Origin of the sequence: Demequina maris (assembly GCF_000971155.1) — a bacterium.
Taxonomy (GTDB): Bacteria; Actinomycetota; Actinomycetes; order Actinomycetales; family Demequinaceae; genus Demequina; species Demequina maris.
The window spans coordinates 21,339-38,613 of record NZ_BBLX01000012.1; the positions used below are offsets into that span (position 1 = coordinate 21,339).

Genomic DNA, 17,275 nt, shown 5'->3' on the forward strand with positions numbered 1-17,275 from the left:
AACCGGCGTACGAGACCGCCCTCACGCGCATCGTCCCTGGTGCCGCATGGCGGGATCGATCCTGTACGCCGGTTGCGTCAGGAAGGCGGGCGGGCGGCGGGACGATGCGCGGCTCAGGCGGGCTCGCGGCCCTCCGCCGCCGCGGCGATGTGCTCGAGGTCCTGCGCGAGCGCCTTCTGGGTCGCCTTCATGCCGGCCTTGCCGAACAGCAGCCAGCCGATGCGCTGCGCCGGACCCGGGCTCGGGGTCTCGGCTGAGAAGTCGCAGACGAGGCGCGTGCCGCCGTCGACCTCCTCGAGCGAGTAGACCGTCCGGTACTCGGTGCCGCGGGACTCGGCATGGATCGCCGTGGACCGAGGCGCGTCGACCTCGACGACCTCCATCTCCTCGGTCTCCTCGCGGCCCCACATCTTGCGGGTCTCGCGCCACCGGACGCCGACCGCGTAGCCCTCGCCCTCGAGCCGCTCGAGGCTCACGATCGCGGGGATGACCTCCGACGCGTAGTCCAGGTCCGTGATGACGTCCCAGACCCGCTCGACCGCCGCCGCGATCTCCTTCTCGGCGCGCACGCTGTGCCCCACCATGACCCGTCCCCTCTGCCGGCTCCGCTCAGGCTAACCCTCCCCGACCGATGCGCCGGTCAGGAGAAGTGCCTGATGAGGTCGCCGATGTCGGCCTTGAGCCGGACGGTGCCGCCCAGCGAGAAGAAGGTCGAGATGGCCCGGCGCATCGCGCGCTCCGCGATCGACGGGTTCGAGTGGTACACGTGGAAGACCCTGCGCACGAGCGTGCCGTCCTCCGACTCCGACAGGAACGTGGTCGACGTGAACACGCCGTCGGGACCCACGCGCTCCTGCACGAGCCGGTGGTACGGGTCCGTCGCGACGGTCGTGAGCCGCACCACCACGGGCTCGCTGCCGGCGTCCTTCTCCGTGAACTGCATGACGTGCCCGACCTCGCCGGGGATCCCGGCCTCGGTCACCGCCTGGCTGACCATCGTGAACACCTCGACGCGCAGCTCCGGGTCCGTGAGCGCATGCCACACGTCCTTGGCGGACGCAGGCACGAGGCCCTCCCTCTCGACCGACACATCCAGCGGCCCGGGCATGACGCCTCCTCCTCGGGGCGTTCGGGGCGCGCCCCTCCTCCCACCGTAATAGCAGGAAGGGCGTCCCGCCCGGAGGGTTGCGGGCGTCGTGGGCGCGGCGCTAGCCTGACCCCGAAGCCCACGAAAGGTCGGGGAGATGAGCATCGAGCGCCGTGCGGTCACCGCACTTGGCTCTGCCCTCCTCGCGTGCGCTCTCGATGACACCTGTGGCCGCTGCTGCGGCTGCTGCTGTCTGTAGAGCGCTGGAAGCGCCTCGCCCGGCCACCGGCCGAGCCTCGTCCGCACCCAGCGCTCGCCCCGGGCATCGATCCTGATGCTCCTGCGTTGTGCACCCCGGAACACCCACCTCTCAAGGGAAAAGAGGAAAGAAGCCCATGGCACGCATCTACGAGGACGTCACCGCCCTCATCGGCAACACCCCCCTCGTCAAGATCAACCAGCTGACCGAGGGAGTCGACGCGACGGTGCTCGGCAAGCTCGAGTTCTACAACCCCGCGAACTCCGTCAAGGACCGCCTGGGCGTCGCCATCGTCGACGCCGCCGAGGCGGACGGCTCGCTCAAGGAGGGCGGCACGATCATCGAGGCGACGTCGGGCAACACCGGCATCGCGCTCGCCATGGTCGGCGCGGCCCGCGGCTACAACGTGGTCCTCACCATGCCGGAGACGATGTCGAAGGAGCGCCGCGCGCTGCTGCGGGCCTTCGGCGCGGAGCTGGTCCTCACGCCGGGCCCGGAGGGCATGCGCGGTGCGGTCGAGGCCGCCAACAAGATCGCCGAGGAGCGTCCCGGCTCGATCCTCGCCCGCCAGTTCGCGAACGAGGCGAACCCCGCGATCCACCGCCGCACCACGGCGGAGGAGATCTGGGCCGACACCGACGGCGAGGTCGACATCGTCATCGCGGGCATCGGCACCGGCGGCACCATCACCGGCGTCGGCGAGGTGCTCAAGGAGCGCAAGCCGAGCGTCCAGATCATCGGTGTCGAGCCGGCCGAGTCGCCCATCCTCAACGGCGGCCAGCCCGGCCCGCACAAGATCCAGGGCATCGGCGCGAACTTCGTGCCCGAGATCCTCAACACCGAGATCTACGACGAGATCTTCGACGTCGACGCCGAGACGGCGGTCGCGACGGCCCGTGCGGCCGCCCGCAAGGAGGGCCTGCTCGTGGGCATCTCCTCGGGTGCGGCCATCCACGCCGCCATCGAGGTCGCGAAGCGCCCGGAGAACGCCGGCAAGACCATCGTCGCGATCATCCCGTCGTTCGGTGAGCGCTACCTGTCCTCGGTCCTCTACTCGGACCTCATGGACTGATCCCCGCCCTCCACGCACCACCCAGCAGTCCCCACCCGGAGGTATCCAGATGGCAGCCGAGATCGGAGCGCTCGCCCGAGCGCTCGAGGACATCCGCACCGCGAGGCAGCGCGACCCCGCCGCACCGGCGTGGTGGGTCATCGCGGGCTCCTACCAGGGCGTCCACGCCGTCTGGTACCACCGGCTGGCGCACTGGCTGTGGAAGCGGAACATGCGCTCGTACGCACGTCTCGTCTCCCAGTACGCGCGCCGTGCCACCGGCATCGAGATCCACCCCGGCGCGCAGCTGGGACGGCGCGTGTTCATCGACCACGGCATGGGCGTCGTCATCGGCGAGACCGCCGTCGTGGGCGACGACGTGCTGATGTTCAACGGCATCAACCTGGGCGGCACCACGATGAGCCCGGGCAAGCGCCACCCCACGATCGGCGACCGCGTCGTCATCGGCGCGGGCGCGAAGGTCCTCGGCCCGCTGCGGGTGGGACCGGACGCCCGCATCGGCGCCAACGCGGTGGTGGTCAAGGACGTGCCGGACGGCGCGACCGCGGTGGGCATCCCCGCCGTCATCCGCAACCACCCCGGACCCACGGAGGCGTCGACCGCCGCCTCGGCCGTGGACTCGGGCGACTCGCACCGCCACCCGGACCCGGACGCTCCCCCGGAGCCCATCCGCGAGCCGGCGATGTACTACATCTAGCGGGTCCCGGAGAGGCCCCTCGCCCGTGGGCGGGGGGCCTCTCCGCGTCCCTAGACTGGAGTCATCCCACCTCGAAGGAGACCAGTCGATGAAGACGTTCACCCTGCCCGGAACCGAGATCACGGCCCCCGCCGTCGTGCTCGGCCTCATGCGCATCGTCGAGAAGTCCGATGAGGAGGTCCGCACCCTCGTGCAGACCGCCCTCGACGCGGGCATCGACTTCGTCGACCACGCGGACCTCTACGGCCCGCCGTACCACGGCTGCGAGCGCCGCTTCGCGGAGGCCCTCCAGCTCACGCCGTCGCAGCGCGAGGCGCTCACGATCCAGACGAAGTGCGGCATCCGTCAGCCCGGCCCGTACTTCGACTTCTCGTACGAGCACATCATCGAGTCCGTGCACGGCTCGCTCGAGGCGCTCGCCACGGACTACCTCGACATCCTGCTGCTGCACCGCCCCGACGCGCTCGTCGAGCCCGACGAGGTCGCGCGCGCCTTCGACGAGCTGCACGCGGCCGGGAAGGTGCGCCACTTCGGCGTCTCCAACCACACGCCGGGCCAGATCGAGCTGCTCAAGCGCAGCGTGCGCCAGCCGCTCGTCGCCAACCAGATCCAGCTGTCCGTGACCCACGCACCGTCGATCGCGAGCGGCATCGCGATGAACATGGGCGACCTCGACCAGTCGATCGACCGCGACAACGGGATCGTCGACTACTGCCGCCTCAACGACATCACGCTCCAGGCGTGGTCGCCGTTCCAGTCGCGCTTCTTCACCGGCCCGTTCCTGGGCAACCCGCACTACGAGGAGCTCAACAAGGTCATCGACCGCCTCGCGTGGAAGTACGAGGTGCCGGCCGAGGCGATCGCCGTCGCATGGCTCACGCGCCACCCGGCGCAGATGCAGGTGGTGCTGGGCACCACCACCCCGTCGCGCGTCGAGGCGGCGGCCAAGGGCGCCGACGTGCACCTCGCGCGCTCCGAGTGGTACGAGATGTTCCGCGCCGCGGGCCACACGGTGCCCTGACCCGCGGGCCGCATGCGAAGGCCCCCTCTCCCAGTCAGGGAGAGGGGGCCTTCGTGCGGTGCGGGGCGGCGTTCGGGGACCTCCCCGCGGACGATGCGCGGGTTACGCGGCGAACGACCGCAGCATCCACGCCGCCTGCTCGTGCACCGCGAGGCGCGCGTTGAACAGGTCCGCGGTGGCCCCGTCGCCGGCGTCCTCCGCGACCTCCACGAGCGGGCGGACGAGGCGCGCGAGCGTCTCGTGGTCGCGCGCGAGGTTCTCCACCATCGTCATCGCGTCCGTGGTGCGCTCGTTGTCGGTGATCGAGGCGTGCTCGAGGAACTCTGCGAACGAGCCGGGAGCGCCGGAGCCGAGCGCGCGCATGCGCTCGGCCAGCACGTCGGCCGCCTCCCACAGCTCCTGGTACTGCTCCTCGAACATCAGGTGCAGCGAGCGGAAGTGCGGGCCGGTGACGTTCCAGTGGTAGCCGTGGGTCTTCACATAGAGCGTGAACGTGTCCGACAGGACCTGCGCGAGCCCCGCGTTGATCGCCTTGAGGTCCTCCGCCTTGATCCCGATCCTCGGGGTCGACTCGGTCGTCTTCACGGGCGTCGTGGCAGCCATGGGTCCTCCTCTATCCGGTCTGCGGCACCGCAGGATCACGGCGCCGTCCTCTGAGGCCAACCGGACTCGGCGCTCGGTCATTCCCGCCCCGCCCGCCGCCCGCACGGCCACCCGTGACCTCCGCACCTGACGGAATGAGACCCCGCCCTGATACGTTCCGGGGGCATGGAGCACATGCGTCTCGACCACCACCGCAAGGCGTCCGCCGAGCACTGCCCCGCCCCCGTCCTCGCCGACGCGCCGGGCGACGACGAGCTCGCCCTCGCGCTCGCGCGCACCCAGCGCGTCGCGGTCGTGGGCTGCTCCCCCAACCCGTCCCGCACGAGCTACCAGATCGCCGTGTGGCTCATGGAGAACACCCCGTACGAGCTGTACCTCGTGAATCCCGCGGCGAACGGCGAGGAGATCCGCGGGCACGGCTTCTACGACTCGCTCGCCGAGCTGCCCGTCGCCGTCGACCTCGTCGACGTCTTCCGTCGCGCGGAGTTCACCCCCGCGATCGCCGCCTCGGCCGTGGACGTCCACGCCAAGGCGCTGTGGCTCCAGCTCGGCATCACGCACCCTGACGCCATGGCCACCGCGCGCGGTGCCGGCATGGTCGCGGTCCAGAACCGCTGCATCAAGGTCGAGTACCGCCGCCTCGCGGATCGCATCGAGTCCTTCCGCGCGCTCTGAACCGGGCGTCCCGGCCCGCGACATCCACGCGACGACGCGCCGCGCACGTGCCGGGCCGCGCATCGTCCCCGATGCCACCATGGCGATATGTCCGTCACGCCCGGGTATCGCCTGATCTCGCTCGCCCCTGATCGCGCGAGCGAGATGCTCGACGTCAACACGTGGGCCTTCACGGGCGAGATGCGCGCCGAGGACCTGGACGCGTACGCCTCCGAGATCCCGTTCTCGCGGACCCGCGCGATGGAGATCCAGGACCCCGCGCACGGCGAGGTCGGCCGGCTCGCGGGCGTCGCGGCCTCCTACACCTTCCGGCTGCGGGTGCCCGGCGGCTCGCTCGTGCCCGTCGCGGGGCTGACCTGGGTGGGCGTCCACCCCGGCCACCGTCGGCGCGGCCTGCTGCGCGCGATGATGGGCGACCATCTCGCCGATGCGCGCGCCCGCGGCGAGGTCGCGTCCGCGCTCTACGCCGCCGAGACGGAGATCTACCAGCGCTTCGGCTACGGGCTGGCGGCGCGCCAGATCGACGTGCGGCTCCCCCGCGGCGCGGGGCTTCGTGAGATCCCGGGCGCGGCCGAGCTGCGCGTGCGGATCGAGGACGCGAGCCTCGAGCGCCACGGCGCGGCGCTCGCCCGCATCCAGCGGCGCATGGAGCGCCCCGGCACGCCCACGCTCGATCACGCCGATGCGCTGCGCGCGCGCTTCGCCGACCCCGGCGCGCACCGGCGCGACAGCGAGCGCATGCGGATCCTGCTGGTCGAGGAGCCCGACGGCACCCCCGTGGCCTACGCCCTGTTCCGGCGGGAGGGCAAGTGGGACGACGACGCGATCCCCGGCGGCACGCTGCACACGTGGTCGTTCGGCGCCGACGGCGCCGCCGCCACGCACCGCCTCTGGTCCGTGCTGCTCGACCTCGACCTCATCGGCACGGTCAAGGCGTCCCCGCTCGCGACCGACGACGCGCTGCTGTGGCTGCTCAAGGACCCGCGCAGCGCTCGCGCACGCATCCACGACAACATCTGGCTGCGCATCGTCGACGTGCCCGCCGCGCTCACCGCGCGCGAGTACCTGTGCCCCGTCGACGCCGTCATCGAGGTCACGGACCCCCTGTTCCACGACAACGCGGGGCCGTGGCGAGTCACGTCGCGCGACGGCGAGGGCCACGTCGAGGCCGCGCCCGGCCAGGAGCCGGACCTCGTGATCGGCGTGCAGGAGCTGTCGGCCGCCTACCTGGGCGGTGTCAGCCTCGGCGCGCTCGCCTCGGCAGGGCTGATCGAGGAGCGCACCCCGGGCGCCGTGCACGCGCTCGCCGCGGCCTTCGAGTCCACCTCCGCGCCGGTCTGCAACCTGTTCTTCTGACGGCCACGGCGGCGCGCATCGTCCCCTCTGCCAGGCCGCATTCCCGCGGGTGAGCAACCCCACAGGATTGGGAGACCGCCGCGCGTCGTGACACGGTGGAGGGATGAAGAAGGCAGAGGGATACCGACCGATCTCCATCCCGGAGGACCGTCTCGACGAGTTCTTCGACGTGGTCCAGTGGGCCTTCGTCGGCGAATGGCTGAGGGAGGACCGGCAGGACTACGTGGGCGCGCTCCCCGTCGAGCGCGCCCGCGCGCTCGAGGTGACCGATGCGCGGCACGGCCGCACCGGCGAGGTCGCCGCGGTGCACGCGAGCTTCGGCACCGAGATGGTGGTGCCGGGCGGCCGCAGGGTGCCCACCGCGGGGCTGTCGTGGCTGGGCGTGCACCCCGCGCATCGTCGCCGCGGGCTGATGACGCGCATGATCCACGACCACTTCGAGCGCTCGCTCGCGCGCGGCGAGGCGGTCTCGGTGCTCTACGCGATGGAGGCGCCCATCTACGCGCGCTTCGGCTACGGGATGGGCTCGCAGACGGTGAAGGCGGAGATCCCGCGCGGCGCGAAGATGTGGGACATCGACGGGTCCGACGACCTCACGGTGCGTCTCGAGCGCGCCTCGTTCGACGAGCACGACGTGCTCGTCGCGGGGCTGCAGGCCCGGCTCGACCGCCCGGGCACGGTGATCAACGCCGTCGGCTCGGGCCGCAACGCGCGCTTCACGGACCCCGTGGGCAACCGGCGCGGGATGGAGCGGTGGCGCCTCGCGATCGTCGAGGACGCCGGCGAGCCGGTCGCGTACGCGTTCTTCCGCCGCCATGCCCGCTCGTCCGTGGGCATCCACGACGGCGTGTGCCAGGTGCGCGAGCACGGCGCCCTGACGCCGGCCGCCGCGCAGCGCCTGTGGGAGACGCTGACCGACTTCGACCTGGTCGAGACCACGATGACCGAGAACCTCGCCACCGACGACCCGCTGCTGCACCAGCTCAAGGATCCCCGCGGGGTCCGCTCGAAGGTCATCGACAACCTGTGGGTGCGCCTGCTCGACGTGCCCACCGCGCTCGCGGCGCGCGAGTACTTCCACGACTGCGACGTCGCGATCGAGCTCGCCGACAAGCACGTCCCCGGCAACACCGGCACGTGGCGACTGCGCGTCGCGGGCGGCGAGGCCGAGGTGACGCGGACGGACGATGCGCCGGACCTCACCATGGACATCCGTCACCTGTCGCAGTGCTACCTAGGCGCCACCTCGCTCGAGGCGCTGGTGCGGGCCGGGCTGGTGCGCGAGCACACGCCGGGTCAGGCACGCGAGCTCGCGATCGCGATGCTGTCCCCCGTCGCGCCGCTGGCGAACTGGGACTTCTGAGCGCGGCGCCTAGCGCTGCGCCTCGAAGTCCTTCATGAGGTCGATGCGGCGCTGGTGGCGCTCGTCGCCCGAGAACGGCTCGGCGATGAACGCGTCCGCGATCGCGGTGGCCTCCTCGAGCGAGTGCATGCGGGCGCCGATCGAGCCGATCTGCGCGTCGTTGTGCTGGCGCGCGAGCTTCGCGGTCTCGACCGACCAGATCAGCGCGGCGCGGATGCCGGTGACGCGGTTGGCGGCGAGCTGCTCGCCGTTGCCCGAGCCGCCGATGACGATGCCGAGGTCGGCGCCGTCGCTCGCGGCGACGGCCTCGGCCGCGGCGATGCACATCGGCGGGTAGTCGTCGAGCGCGTCGTACTCGTACGCGCCGTGGTCGACGACCTCCTGGCCGGCACCGGTGAGGTGGGAGACGAGGTGCTGCTTGAGCTCGAAGCCTGCATGATCGGCGGCGATGTGGATGCGCATGAGCCCATTCTGCCAGCGCGCGCGACGTGGGCTGCCAATGACAGTGGTGACGGACGATGCGGGAAGGAGCGCTGTGCCTCCACGCACGAGTCCCTCGGGCCACACCGGTCACATCTGTCATTGGCAATCACCCGACCGCGGCCTCGCCGTGAGCGAAACCGCCGCGTCCCGCGCATCGTCCACCCCTAGGGTGAGAGGCATGACGCTCCACTCCGGCATCGACCAGTCCGAGTTCTCCCCGACCGTCCGTGCGCAGGACGACTTCTTCCGGTACGTCTCCGGGCCGTGGGAGGCGACGCACGAGATCCCCGGCGACCGGTCGGCGGACGGCTCGTTCTACACGCTCCGTGACGAGGCCGAGAAGCACGTGCGGGTGATCATCGAGGAGGCGGACCGCGAGAGCCAGATCGGCGCGCTGTACGCGTCGTTCATGGACGTCGACCGTGTCAACTCGCTGGGCGTGAGCCCGCTCGAGCCGGACCTTGCGAAGGTCGAGGCCGCGACCACGCACGAGGAGCTCGCCCGCGCGATGGGCGAGCTGCAGCGCGACGGCATCTCCGGCACCGCCGGCTACTACGTCTTCGCGGACCGCCTCGACCCCGACCGCAACGTGGTCTACCTGGGCCAGTCCGGCATCGGCCTGCCCGACGAGGCGTACTACCGCGACGACGCGCACGCCGAGACGCGCGAGAAGTACGTCGCCCACGTCGACCGCATGGCGGGCCTCACGGGTCTCGCCTTCGACTCGTCCACCGTGGTGGGCCTCGAGACCGCGATCGCGCGCGAGCACTGGGATGTGGTGAAGACCCGCGAGGCGGAGCTCACGCACAACCCGACCACGCTCGACGGCCTCGCCGCCGACGCGCCCGGCTTCGAGTGGTCCGTGTGGGCGGAGGCGATCCGCATGCCGGAGGCCGCGCACGCGCTCCTCGTGGTGGGCGAGCCGTCGTACTTCACGGCCTTCGCGAAGATCTGGGCCGAGACGGACCTCGAAACCTGGAAGGCGTACCTGCGCTGGCGCATCGTGAACTCTCGCGCCGCGTACCTCACCGAGGACCTCTCCAAGGCGAACTTCGACTTCTACGGCACCGTGCTGTCGGGCGCGACCGAGCAGCGCGAGCGGTGGAAGCGCGCGGTCAGCCTGGTCGAGGGCGTCGCGGGCGAACTGGTGGGCCAGGAGTACGTCTCGCGCCACTTCCCGCCGGCGTACAAGGAGCAGATGGACGCGCTGGTCGCGAACCTCATCGAGGCGTACCGCGTCTCGATCGAGGACCTCGACTGGATGACGCCGGCGACGAAGGACAAGGCGCTCGAGAAGCTGCGCCAGTTCACGCCCAAGATCGGCTACCCCGACAAGTGGCGCGACTACACGGGCCTCGAGGTGTCGCCCGACGACCTCGTGGGCAACGTGCGCGCCGCGAGCGCGTTCGAGGAGGACTGGGAGTGGGCGAAGATCGGCAAGCCCGTCGACCGCTCCGAGTGGCTCATGACGCCGCAGACGGTCAACGCCTACTACCTGCCCGTCGCGAACGAGATCGTGTTCCCCGCGGCGATCCTGCAGCCGCCGTTCTTCCACCCCGACGCGGACGACGCGGTCAACTACGGCGGCATCGGCTCGGTGATCGGCCACGAGATCGGCCACGGCTTCGACGACCAGGGCTCGAAGTACTCGGGCACCGGCGCGCTCGAGGACTGGTGGACCGAGGACGACCGCAGCGCGTTCATGGAGCGCGCCAAGCGCCTCATCGAGCAGTACAACGGCTACTCCCCCGCGCAGCTCGCCGGCTCGCACCACGTCAACGGCGCGCTCACGGTGGGTGAGAACATCGGCGACCTCGCGGGCGTCGAGATCTCGCTCAAGGCCTACGAGATCGCTCTCGGCCACCCGATCGCGGAGGCGCCCGAGGTGGACGGCCTCACCGCGGTGCAGCGCTTCTTCATCGGCTACGCGCTGACCGAGCGCATGAAGGTCCGCTCCGAGGCGCTCGTCACGCGTCTCGCCACGGACCCGCACTCGCCCAGCGAGTTCCGCGTCAACGGCATCGTGCGCAACATGGACGCCTGGTACGAGGCGTTCGAGGTGTCGGCCGAGGACGAGCTGTGGCTCGCCCCCGAGGAGCGCGTCTCCATCTGGTGATCGCTCTCTGAGCCGCGACGTCCCGGGCCCCCGAGGGGCCCGGGACGTCCTGTGTGCGGGCCGCGCGGGGTCTCGCCGCGCGCCCGGTGGCACCCGGTGCTAGACCAGGTGGGGGGAGCTCGGCGCGGACAGGGGATTCGGGATGAGCGCGAGGACCGTGGCGGGCCTGGCCGCGACGATGCTGGCGGTCGCCCTGGGGGTCGGCGGCTGCTGGACGGACCGCGAACCGGAGCCGGAGTGCATCACGCCGTCGTCCACGTGCGGTCCCCTCGATGCTGCCGCGAGCGCCTCCGCCACCGAGCCCGCGACGGTGGACGCCGCCGCAGCGACAGGCTTGCCGGACCCGTGCGACCTGCTGTCGGCCGCGGACCTCGAGGCGGCGTCGGGCGTCGGCTTCGGGGGCGGCGTGCTCGCCGAGGACATCGCCACCGAGACGCAGGCGTCGTGCGTGTGGAACGCGATCGACGGCCCCCTCCCCATCGTGCAGGTGCTCGTGGTGGCGGGAGCGGACCTGGCGGCGTCGCAGCGAGAGTCCACCGAGGAGTGGATGGGGGCGTCCGCCGACGTCGACGTGGCGGGCGCGACCGACGCCTACGCCGTCGGCGAGGGCACGATCCTCGGCATGCAGGTGGACGACGTGTTCGTCGAGGTGTCCTACATGAGCGGCGACGAGGGCGACCTCACCGCCATCACGGCCGACATCGCCGAGGTCGTGGCGGGGAACCTCTAGCCGTCAGCACCTCGGCCCCCACTTCAGCCCCGCCGCAGCCCCAGAAGTCACACATCTGACGCCGGGTACACGCGGATCCCCGTTCGGCCGCCGGATACCGATCGCCAGATGTGTGACTTGCGGTGAGGGGGCGCGGCCGACCAGGCACGATGCGCGCTACCGGTGCAGGTAGACCCGGGCCTCCCACGGGCCGAGCGGGATCTCGCCCGCGCCGGCCGGGTAGGGCGTCGCCTCCGAGCCGAGGTTGTGCAGGATGAGCCCGCCGTGCGCGACGTCCACGCGCGCGGTCGCGTCCGCGCCCGAGACGTTCACCACCACGGTCAGCACCGTGCCGTCGAGCACGCGGCGGTACGCGAACACCTGCGGGTCCTCGTGAAGCAGCATCTCGAACGAGCCGTGCGCGACCACGTCCTCGGAGTGCCGGAGCGCGATGAGCGCGCGGTAGAACGATGCGACCGAGTCCGGGTCCTCGCGCTGCGCCTCCGCGTTGAGCCACGTGTGGTTGCGCGTCACCGGAAGCCACGGCGTGCCGGTGGTGAAGCCGGCGTGCGGCGAGGCGTCCCACTGCACGGGGGTGCGCGCGTTGTCGCGGCTCTGCGCCGCGAGCCCGTCCATGATCCGCTCGATGGGAACGTCGAGCTCGCGGAGCTCGTCGTACGCGCCCAGCGACTCGACGTCGTGGTACTCGTCGATGGACGTGAAGCCGGCGTTCGTCATGCCGATCTCCTCGCCCTGGTAGATGTACGGCGTGCCGCGCATGAGGTGCAGCACGGCCGCGAGCGCCTTCGCGGACGCGGCCCAGTGGTCACGGTCGTCGCCGAAGCGCGACACCACGCGCGGCTGGTCGTGGTTGTCCCAGTACAGCGAGTTCCAGCCCCGCTCCGCGAGCGCGTGCTGCCAGCGCGCGAAGATCGACTTGAGGCGCACGAGGTCGAGCGGCTGCGGGTCGAACTTGCCCAGCGGCCCGTGGTCGACGTCGACGTGCTCGAACTGGAAGATCATGTCGACCTCGGCCCGCTCGGCGTCGGTGAACAGCACCGCATCGTCCACCGTCGCTCCGGGCGTCTCGCCCACGGTGAGGAACCGTCCCTCGCGCCCGGCGAACACCTCGCGGTGCATCTCCTGGAGGAACTCGTGGTTGCGGGGCCCGCACGCGTAGAGCGGGAAGCCGTTGCCGAGCCCGCCCGGCAGCGGCTCGCCGTCGCGCAGCGGCAGGGTCTTCGAGATGAGGTTGATGACGTCCATGCGGAAGCCGTCGACCCCGCGGTCGAGCCACCAGTTCATCATCGCGTAGACGGCCTCGCGGACCTCGGGGTTCTCCCAGTTGAGGTCCGGCTGCTTCTGGTGGAACAGGTGGAGGTAGTACTCGCCCGACTCCTCGTCGAAGGCCCACGACGGGCCCGAGAAGAACGCCCGCCAGTTGGTGGGCTCGGCGCCGGTGGCGCCGGGCTCGAAGCCCTCGCGCGGCGGTCGCCACCAGTACCAGTCGCGCTTGGGGCTGCGCTTCGACGAGCGGGACTCGAGGAACCAGGGGTGCTCGTCCGACGTGTGGTTGACCACGAGGTCCATGACGATCTTCATCCCGCGGGCGTGCGCCGCCGTCAGCAGCGCGTCGAAGTCCTCAAGGTCGCCGAAGGTCGGGTCGATGGCCTGGTAGTCGGCGATGTCGTAGCCGTTGTCGGCCTGCGGCGACGCGTAGATGGGCGACAGCCAGATGACGTCGACGCCGAGCCACGCCAGGTGGTCGAGGCGCGAGCGGATCCCGTTGAGGTCGCCGATGCCGTCGCCGTCCGAGTCCTGGAAGCTCCTGGGGTACACCTGGTACACCACCGCGGACTTCCACCAGTCGTCGCTCACGGGCGCTCCTCTCGCATCGTCGCTCGATCCACCCTAGTCCGCCTGCTGGGCCGCGAGCCGGGCGTAGAGCCCCTCCGCCGCGACCAGCTCGGCGTGCGAGCCGGACTCGACGATCCGGCCGCGCTCGACGACGTGGATGACGTCCGCGCCCCTGATCGTGGAGAGACGATGCGCGACCACCAGGGTCGTGCGGCCCACCGCCGCACGGTCGAGGGCGGCCTGCACCACGCGCTCGGAGACGGTGTCGAGCGCGCTCGTGGCCTCGTCGAGCAGCAGCACCGGCGGGTCCTTGAGCAGCACGCGCGCGATCGCGACGCGCTGCTTCTCGCCGCCCGACAGCCGGTAGCCGCGCTCCCCCACGATCGTGTCGTAGCCGTCCTCGAAGCCCAGGATCGCGTCGTGGATGTCGGCCCGGCGGCACGCGTCCTCGAGCTCGGCGTCGGTCGCGTCGGGCCGGGCGTAGCGGAGGTTCTCCGCGATGGTGGCGTGGAAGAGGTAGGTCTCCTGGCTCACGACGCCCACGTGCTCGACGACGGACTCGTGCCGCAGCCGGCGCACGTCCTCGCCCGCGAAGCGCACCTCGCCGCCGCTCGCCTCGTGCAGGCGCGCCGCCAGGTATACGACGGTGGTCTTGCCCGCGCCCGACGGCCCCACGAAGGCGTGCGTGGTGCCGGGCTCGACCCGGAAGGACACGCCGTCCAGGGTGGGCGGCGCATCGTCCCGCGTGCCCGGGTAGCGGAAGACGACCTCGCGGAACTCGACCGCGCCGATGGGACCGGGCGCGTCCTCGACCGGGACCGCGTCCTCGGCGTCGCGGATGGCGGGCTCGAGGTCGAGGTACTCGAAGATGCGGGCGAAGAGCGCGCGCGACGTCTGCACCTCGAGCGCGACGCGCATGAGCGCCATGAGCGGGAACAGCAGGCGTGCCTGCACCGCCGTGAAGGCGACGATGGTGCCGGCCGTGACCGCGGTGGAGCCGCGGTCCATGAGCGCGCCCGCCGCGAGGTAGATGACCGCCGGGACCGACGACATCACCACGGACACGAGCCCGAAGAACCACTGGCCGGTCATGGCCTGCTGGACCTGGAGGCGGATCTGGGTCGCGTTCTCCTTGCGGAAGCGGTCGGTCTCGAGGCGCTGCCGGTTGTAGACCTTCGACAGCATGATGCCGCTGACCGACAGGGTCTCCTGGGTGATGGCCGTGAGCTCCGAGAGCGACTCCTGCGTGCGGCCGGCGATGCGGGCGCGCACGCGGCCGACGCGCCGCTGCACCACGACGAGCGCGGGCATGAGGATCACCGCGAGGATCGTGAGCCGCCAGTCGAGCAGCACCATCGCGACGAGGCTCGCCAGCACGGTGACGGTGTTGCCGACGATGCTCGACACGAACGTGGTGAGCACCCCGGAGACGCCGCCCACGTCGTTCTGCAGGCGCGACTGGATCACGCCCGTCTTGGTGCGCGTGAAGAACGCGAGCTCCATCGACTGCAGGCGCGCGAACAGCTGCTCCCGCAGGTCTCCCGTGACGCGGTTGCCCACGGACGACGTGAGATACGTCTGCCAGATCTGCAGGCCCGCCGCGACGAGGTAGATCGCGATCATCACGCCGACGAGCTCGGCGAGCAGGCCCAGCTGGACGTCGCCCGAGGCGGGGAACAGCGCGTTGTCGAAGATGCGCTCGACGATGAGCGGCGGGATCACCGTCGCGCCCGCGGCCGCGACCACGAGGACCGCGGTGGTGACGAGCGCGCCACGGTAGGGCCGGAACAGCGCGACGACGCGCGGCCACAGGTCGGGGATGTCGGGCGCCTCGGCGTTGAGGGCGCGCTGGGCGTCCTCGTCGCGGCTCGCGATGCCGCGGCCGGGCATGCCGCCCATGGCGGCGCGGCGGCTGCCGGCGGGCGCGGGATGGCTCATGTCGACAGCCTAGGTCCCCTGGCAGACGCCGAAGTCTAGGGCTTTGATGACAATTGCGCGTTCCGAGATGTTTTGCCCCTAACGTGGCGTTCCGGACCCACCCCGGGGTCCGACTCAAGGAAGGAACGCAATGACCCGCAGGATCCTTACCCTGGGCACCGTCGCCGCCGCCACCCTGGCAGCAGCGGTCGCCACCCCCGCCGCCGCCGTGACCGATGGCGACTTCGACGGGAACGGCCACCCCAACGTCGGGATGATCGCGTTCTACGCGCCCGACTCCGCCGGAGACGTCTACCGCTACCGCTGCAGCGCAACGCTCGTCTCCCCGACCGTGCTGCTCACCGCCGCGCACTGCACCGACGGCACGGTGGGCGACACCATCGTGAGCTTCGACCCCGTGATCGCCGAGGAGCCGCCGAGCGGCCTGCCCGAGGCCGACCCCAAGACCGGCTACAACGGCGACCAGATCGACGCGCAGGGCCGCACGTGGGAGTCCGGCACCGCGCACACCGCGCCCGGCTACTCGGACTTCACCGACCTCAAGAACTGGAACGACTACGGCGTCGTGGTCCTCGACGACCCGATCACGGACATCGAGCCCGCGACGATCGCCCCGACCGGCTACCTCGACACGTTCAAGCAGCCGAAGCTCAACAAGACGATCTTCACGACGGTGGGCTACGGCACCGAGGTCCGCAAGGCCGAGAGCGGCCCGCAGAAGCCCACGCCGATGTCGTACCCGATCATCCGCCGCGTCGCGCAGGAGCCGGGCCAGAAGCTCACGCCGCAGATCCTGCAGGTCAACGGCAACGGCAACGACAACCGCGGCACCGGCGGCACGTGCTTCGGCGACTCCGGCGGTCCGACCTTCAAGGACGGCTACCTCGTCGCGGTGACCAGCTACGGCTACACGTCGAACTGCCGGTACCTCGACGGCCTCCAGCGCGTCGACATCGACGAGGCGGCGGACTTCCTCGCCGAGTACGGGGTCGAGCCCGCCACGCTCGGCTGACCCCCGCATCGTCCGGCGGCCGTCCCCGACGCGGGGGCGGCCGCCGGCCCGTGCCAGACTGGCGCCATGCCCCCCGCCCTGCCGTCGATCGCCTTCTTCGAGCCCCGCATCCCCGAGAACACGGGCAACGCGATCCGCCTGTCGGCGGTCACCGGCGCGCCGCTGCGCCTGGTCGAACCGCTCGGCTTCGAGCTCGAGGACTCGAAGCTCCGCCGCGCCGGGCTGGACTACCACGACCTCGCGAACGTCACCGTGCATGCCGACCTCGACGCGATGCTCGACGCGCTGCCCGAGGCGCGTGTGTTCGCCTTCACCGCCCGCGCCGGCACCGTCTACACGGACATCGCGTACGAGCCGGGCGACATCCTGATGTTCGGGCCCGAGCCCACGGGGCTGCCCGAGGACGTCATGGACCACCCGCGCGTGACGTCGCGGGTGCGCATCCCGATGCTCGCGAGCCGGCGCTCGCTCAACCTCGCGAACTGCGCGTCGATCGTCATCTACGAGGCCGCGCGCCAACTCGGCTTCGGCGACATGGAGTGAGCGGGCTCAGATCCCCAGCTCGCGCAGCTCGGTGACCTCGGGCTCCCCCGCCGCACGCGCGAAGGCCTCCATGCCCACGCGCACCGCCTCCTGATCCTCGGGCGAGGCCGAGGCGAGGATCTCGCGCAGCATCTCCCGGCGCGTCTCCGTCACGGTCGCGACCAGCTCGGCGCCGGCCTCGGAGAGGTCGACGTGCACCTCGCGACGGTTGTCCGGCGCCTCGGACCGCGTGATCCAGCCGCCCGTGCGGAGGCGCTCGACCGTGCGCGTGAGCGTCGACGGGTGGATGCCGATGCGCTCGGCCAGGTCGCCCATCCGCTGCGGCCCCGAGGTCGAGAGCACGACGAGCACGCGGAACTGGGGGACGGTGACCTCGGCGAGTGCCGGCGCGAGCGAGCGCGCGACGATGCCGAGCAGGGCACGGGAGGCGACCAGGGTCGCGGCGGTGGCGTCGGGGTGCACGGCTCCACCGTAGCGTCACACG

At 71.4% G+C, this 17,275-nt stretch carries 17 protein-coding genes; 10 read left to right on the top strand and 7 right to left on the bottom strand.

All coding sequences use genetic code 11. The features are described from left to right. Positions 1–113 precede the first annotated feature (113 nt). Both AOM02_RS12185 and AOM02_RS12190 read right to left on the bottom strand, forming a co-directional pair. Positions 114–584 (bottom strand): SRPBCC family protein, encoded by a 471-nt coding sequence (locus tag AOM02_RS12185; protein ID WP_062299569.1) that lies wholly within the window; start codon positions 582–584, stop codon positions 114–116. Between the two features lie 56 nt (positions 585–640). Then, on the bottom strand, positions 641–1,108 hold the full coding sequence (locus AOM02_RS12190; RefSeq protein WP_062299571.1) for an SRPBCC family protein: 468 nt from the start codon (positions 1,106–1,108) through the stop codon (positions 641–643). Between the two features lie 374 nt (positions 1,109–1,482). Here AOM02_RS12190 and cysK point away from each other — a divergent pair, with 374 nt between their 5' ends. From cysK to AOM02_RS12205, 3 genes are all read left to right on the top strand, one after another. Continuing rightward, positions 1,483–2,418: a cysteine synthase A gene (gene cysK / locus AOM02_RS12195; RefSeq protein ID WP_062299574.1), complete on the top strand. Its 936-nt coding sequence runs from the start codon at positions 1,483–1,485 to the stop codon at positions 2,416–2,418. Between the two features lie 49 nt (positions 2,419–2,467). Beyond that, positions 2,468–3,115, top strand: a complete 648-nt coding sequence (gene cysE / locus AOM02_RS12200) for a serine O-acetyltransferase (protein WP_082099626.1) — start codon at positions 2,468–2,470, stop codon at positions 3,113–3,115. Positions 3,116–3,203: 88 nt separating this feature from the next. Then, positions 3,204–4,136, top strand: coding sequence for an aldo/keto reductase (locus tag AOM02_RS12205; protein ID WP_062299577.1), 933 nt, complete (start codon positions 3,204–3,206; stop codon positions 4,134–4,136). 102 nt (positions 4,137–4,238) lie between these two features. Here AOM02_RS12205 and AOM02_RS12210 read toward each other — a convergent pair whose 3' ends face one another. Then, positions 4,239–4,739, bottom strand: coding sequence for a Dps family protein (locus tag AOM02_RS12210; RefSeq protein WP_062299580.1), 501 nt, complete (start codon positions 4,737–4,739; stop codon positions 4,239–4,241). A 165-nt stretch (positions 4,740–4,904) separates the two neighbouring features. Between AOM02_RS12210 and AOM02_RS12215 the strand changes: the two genes are divergently transcribed. The 3 genes from AOM02_RS12215 to AOM02_RS12225 all read left to right on the top strand — a co-directional run bounded on the left by AOM02_RS12215 (position 4,905) and on the right by AOM02_RS12225 (position 8,133). Further along, positions 4,905–5,414 (top strand): CoA-binding protein, encoded by a 510-nt coding sequence (locus AOM02_RS12215; RefSeq protein WP_062299582.1) that lies wholly within the window; start codon positions 4,905–4,907, stop codon positions 5,412–5,414. A gap of 87 nt (positions 5,415–5,501) precedes the next feature. Continuing rightward, a complete protein-coding gene (locus AOM02_RS12220; protein WP_062299586.1) occupies positions 5,502–6,770 on the top strand; it encodes a GNAT family N-acetyltransferase in 1,269 nt (422 codons plus the stop codon). A gap of 103 nt (positions 6,771–6,873) precedes the next feature. Next, complete coding sequence (locus AOM02_RS12225; protein ID WP_062299589.1) at positions 6,874–8,133, top strand: GNAT family N-acetyltransferase; 1,260 nt, start codon at positions 6,874–6,876, stop codon at positions 8,131–8,133. Positions 8,134–8,142: 9 nt separating this feature from the next. Here AOM02_RS12225 and AOM02_RS12230 read toward each other — a convergent pair whose 3' ends face one another. After that, positions 8,143–8,595: a ribose-5-phosphate isomerase gene (locus AOM02_RS12230; protein WP_062299591.1), complete on the bottom strand. Its 453-nt coding sequence runs from the start codon at positions 8,593–8,595 to the stop codon at positions 8,143–8,145. 199 nt (positions 8,596–8,794) lie between these two features. On the opposite strand from AOM02_RS12230, the gene AOM02_RS12235 reads away from it, so the two are divergent. Beyond that, a complete protein-coding gene (locus tag AOM02_RS12235; RefSeq protein WP_062299594.1) occupies positions 8,795–10,732 on the top strand; it encodes a M13 family metallopeptidase in 1,938 nt (645 codons plus the stop codon). A 142-nt stretch (positions 10,733–10,874) separates the two neighbouring features. Further along, positions 10,875–11,462 (top strand): DUF3558 domain-containing protein, encoded by a 588-nt coding sequence (locus tag AOM02_RS12240; RefSeq protein WP_062299596.1) that lies wholly within the window; start codon positions 10,875–10,877, stop codon positions 11,460–11,462. Between the two features lie 156 nt (positions 11,463–11,618). Here AOM02_RS12240 and AOM02_RS12245 read toward each other — a convergent pair whose 3' ends face one another. Then, a complete protein-coding gene (locus AOM02_RS12245) occupies positions 11,619–13,319 on the bottom strand; it encodes an alpha-glucosidase (RefSeq protein ID WP_062299598.1) in 1,701 nt (566 codons plus the stop codon). Positions 13,320–13,352: 33 nt separating this feature from the next. Further along, a complete protein-coding gene (locus tag AOM02_RS12250; protein WP_062299601.1) occupies positions 13,353–15,197 on the bottom strand; it encodes an ABC transporter ATP-binding protein in 1,845 nt (614 codons plus the stop codon). A gap of 169 nt (positions 15,198–15,366) precedes the next feature. Between AOM02_RS12250 and AOM02_RS12255 the strand changes: the two genes are divergently transcribed. Together AOM02_RS12255 and AOM02_RS12260 are read left to right on the top strand one after the other, a co-directional pair. Further along, complete coding sequence (locus AOM02_RS12255; RefSeq protein WP_062299604.1) at positions 15,367–16,248, top strand: trypsin-like serine protease; 882 nt, start codon at positions 15,367–15,369, stop codon at positions 16,246–16,248. A gap of 66 nt (positions 16,249–16,314) precedes the next feature. After that, on the top strand, positions 16,315–16,791 hold the full coding sequence (locus AOM02_RS12260; protein ID WP_062299607.1) for a tRNA (cytidine(34)-2'-O)-methyltransferase: 477 nt from the start codon (positions 16,315–16,317) through the stop codon (positions 16,789–16,791). A 6-nt stretch (positions 16,792–16,797) separates the two neighbouring features. On the opposite strand, the gene AOM02_RS12265 is transcribed toward AOM02_RS12260, so the two are convergent. Next, positions 16,798–17,253, bottom strand: a complete 456-nt coding sequence (locus tag AOM02_RS12265; RefSeq protein WP_062299610.1) for a MarR family winged helix-turn-helix transcriptional regulator — start codon at positions 17,251–17,253, stop codon at positions 16,798–16,800. Between the last annotated feature and the right edge of the window lie 22 nt (positions 17,254–17,275).